Source organism: uncultured Methanobrevibacter sp. (assembly GCF_937906425.1).
Taxonomy (GTDB): Archaea; Methanobacteriota; Methanobacteria; order Methanobacteriales; family Methanobacteriaceae; genus Methanobrevibacter.
Map to the genome: position 1 here is coordinate 1 of NZ_CALCYR010000065.1, position 3,802 is coordinate 3,802.

General features: G+C 29.7%; 2 protein-coding genes. Both read left to right on the forward strand.

Annotated elements, in window-relative coordinates; all coding sequences use genetic code 11:
- The first annotated feature begins 239 nt into the window (after positions 1-239).
- Positions 240-1,367, forward strand: a complete 1,128-nt coding sequence (locus Q0138_RS01835) for a hypothetical protein (RefSeq protein ID WP_297980105.1) — start codon at positions 240-242, stop codon at positions 1,365-1,367.
- A 208-nt stretch (positions 1,368-1,575) separates the two neighbouring features.
- On the forward strand, positions 1,576-3,612 hold the full coding sequence (locus tag Q0138_RS01840; RefSeq protein ID WP_297980107.1) for an MJ1255/VC2487 family glycosyltransferase: 2,037 nt from the start codon (positions 1,576-1,578) through the stop codon (positions 3,610-3,612).
- The last annotated feature ends 190 nt before the right edge of the window (positions 3,613-3,802 follow it).

Consider the following 3,802-nt stretch of genomic DNA (forward strand, 5'->3'; position numbering starts at 1 on the left):
AAAAAATAAAAATTTAAAACAATTAAATCCTTAGTTTAAATAGAAAAAATAAAAATTTAAAACAATTAAATCCTTAGTTTAAATAGAAAAAATAAAAAAATACTATAATTATAAAAGATATAATTAAGTTATAATCTATTATTCAATAATAATAAAATTTTTGAAAATCCGATTAAAGATTTAATTCTAAAAATAAGATTAAAATATAGAAATTTAAAAATAGGCAAATAGTGGTTTTTATGAATTTAAAAATAAACAAATACATCCCTGTTGGAATTATTCTAATAATTCTAGGAGTTTCATTATATCTGTTCTCAGGAATAGATCAATTCATAAGACCATTTACCCAACCTATTCTAATGGGTTCCTCAAAGGGAAAGGACATTCTATTTTTTGTTTTATTTGGAATAACACTCATTCTATCAACATTATGCGACAATGAGAAAATCTACAATAGAATCAAGTCACTGCCCATTCCAAAGGATAGGAAATTCTATTTAAAACTTTCCTTATTCATATTCCTATTTACAGCAATATGCGGATTGATTGCAGAGCTTTACCTAAGATACTCTCTTGGAATTGAATACAATACAATATTTGTTGTTTTAAACCCTAGTTACACTACAACAAGTTTCCTGCATTCACATTTATACAAATCCATATTTGGAATAATACTTGGAGAATTCTTAAGCCATATCCCTGCGGGAATTCACACTGGAAGCTCCTTAAGCCCATATACGCCAAGCATTATTTCAGCCCTTTTCATTCTCATTCCAATCACATACATTTCAATGCTCATGAGTTTACAAAGGCAAAATCCAATTTCCAGAGTAATCTTATCATTTACAATCACTCTTGGAATAATAGGGCTTATCGATGGAGGCTTGTTTTCAACCCCTGCAATTGGAGGAATTTATGGAATTCTAATCATATTATACAATGATGCAATCATAGATGAGATTAGGAATTATTTCTCTATTGACAAAAAGGACAGAAAAAGCTTGAAAACAATATTAAAAAATGAAAAAGAGATTTTGCAGAGTCTTGTAGAAAGAAAAGAAAATATAAAAAAATATGCGAAAATAGCATTTCCCCACATTGCATTAATATTGATAATCGTTTTAAGGTTTTCAATAGCTTTCTATGGAGCCGGAGCAGACTATTATGAATTGACCATTGAAAATGGGGAAAACATAGATTTAAGCGAATATGATGTTTTGGAAATAGAACATGCAAGTGAAAACAGAACAATTGCGTATATTTCCAATGAATACAATGAAATGGAACTCTTGAATGACTTGGTTTTAAGCTTGGATGGAAAATGTGATTGGTACAGCCTAAGCTGGAACATATATTCATATTTATAAAAAAAATAATTGAAAAAATATTTCAATTGGTTTTTAACATGAAAAGATTTGAAAAAATATTTTAATTGGTTTTTAAGATAAAAGATTTGAAAAAATATTTTAATTGGTTTTTAAGATAAAAGATTTGAAAAAAATTAAATAAAAAAACCAATAAACTAAAATTAATAAAATTAACTAAAAAACATAAAAGTACACCGAAGTGATGAAAATGAAAATTAGTATTATCATACCAACATACAATGAAGAGGAATATCTTCCAAAATTACTGGAAAGTATCAAATCACAGGATTTTACTGATTATGAAATAATTGTTGCAGATGCACAATCAGATGATAATACTAGAGAAATAGCTAAATCATATGGTGCAAGAGTTGTTGAGGGAGGCCTTCCAGGAATTGGAAGAAACAATGGTGCAAAAGTGGCTAAAGGAGAGCTCTTACTCTTTTTAGACAGTGACCTTGAACTTAGCGAAAACTATTTGAAAAATGTGATTGAAGAGTTTTACGATGAGGATTTAGGCATTGCAATTACCCAAATGACTCCATTGTCAGAAAAGAAAAGAGACAAATATATTCATGATTTAGCAAACTGGTTTATGATTGCAGTTGAAAACATCAAGCCACATGGTGCAGGATGTTATGGAATCATAGCTAAAAGAGAGCTCCATATTGAAGTTGAAGGATTTAATGAAGAGTTAAGTTTTGGTGAGGATACCGATTATATTGAAAGAATAGCTGAAATAAGTCAATTCAAGGTTTTAAGAAATGCCAGAATAGGCGTTTCAACTAGAAGGCTTGAAGAGGAAGGGCTTTACACCTTATTAAAGCAATATGGAAAAAGTACCTTAAATGACTTTAGGGGAAAACGAACCAGTGCTGAGGAATTGGACTATCAATTCGGTCATGACACTGTAAAAGGACTAGACGCAAATGAAATTGAAAACTACCAATTCAGTCACAACCCTATAGAAGCGCTTGACAGTACTGAAATGGAAAAGATTGCAGAAAGATCCAGAAACAGAACCTTGAAAAAGAGAATAAACAAGCTTAAAGACAGAAGCCCTGAAGAAAACGAATTGATTGAAGTTCAGGTAAATGAAAATGAAACCAGACTAATCGGTGTTGACAAGAAAGAGGAACTATCCTCAAGTTCTGAAAATGAAATTATAAGTATTGACAATCAAGTTGCAAGAAAGAAAATATTCTATTCAGTCTGTGGAGAGGGAATGGGACATGCAATAAGAAGCAGCGTAATTCTAGAACATTTAATCAAAAAATATGACGTTTATATATTTTCAAGCGAAAGGGCTTATGCATTCCTTGCAAGCAAATTCGACAATGTTTATGAAATTGGGGGATTCAATACAGTTTATGAAAATAATGTTGTAAGAACTAAAAAGACATTTTTAAAAGCGGTTAAGGCAAATCCGACCAATCTGAAAGAGGGATATAATGTATTATACAAGGCCTGCAAAAGGATAAAACCTAACATAATCATTTCAGACTTTGAAAATTATGCTGGAATGCTTGCAAAACTAATGAAAATACCTTTGATAAGCCTTGACAACATTCATATGCTTACCCAATGTGAATATGACTACCCTCCAAACCACAAGGCAGACATGCTTACTGCAAAGGCTGTTACAAAGGCATATATTCTAAGGCCTAAAAGACATATAATAACAAACTTTTTCTTCCCTCCATTAAAGCATCCTCAAATGACAGCCATTTATCCGCCGGTCCTAAGAGATGAAATAAGAAAGCTAAAACCTGAAAACAAGGATCATGTATTGGTTTATCAGACTGCCGAAAGCAGCATAAACCTGATGGAGGAACTTAAGAAATTAGATGAAAAATTCATAGTTTACGGCTTCGACAAGGACGAAGTGGATGAAAATCTTAGATACAGACATTTCAATGACGACCTGATTTATGAGGATATGAGAACAGCTAAGGCAATCATAGTAAATGGAGGATTTACAATGATTAGTGAAGCTATCTATCTTAAAAAGCCTATTTACAGTACTCCTGCACATAAGAACTTTGAACAGATCCTTAATGGATTCTATGTTGAAAAGTTAGGTTATGGAGAATATCATGACAACTTGAACGTTAAAAAAATAGAAAGATTTTTGAATAATCTTGAGGTTTATCAGGAAAACTTGAATAAGGTTGAACCTTGGTCAAATGATGCTATTTTAAAAGACTTGGACGAGAGTATTGAGAAATACTCTAAGTTTTATTAATTTAAGTTTAATTAAACTCAAGACTATTTTTAAGAATTATTTTTAAAAAATAAGTTAAATAAAATTAAATTTTATTAAAAAAATTTAAAATTAAATCTTATTTAAAAAAAAATAATGAAATTAAAAAATTAAAATTAAAAATAAATAAAAAATTAAAATTTTTAAAAAAAAATAAGATTAAAAATAATTA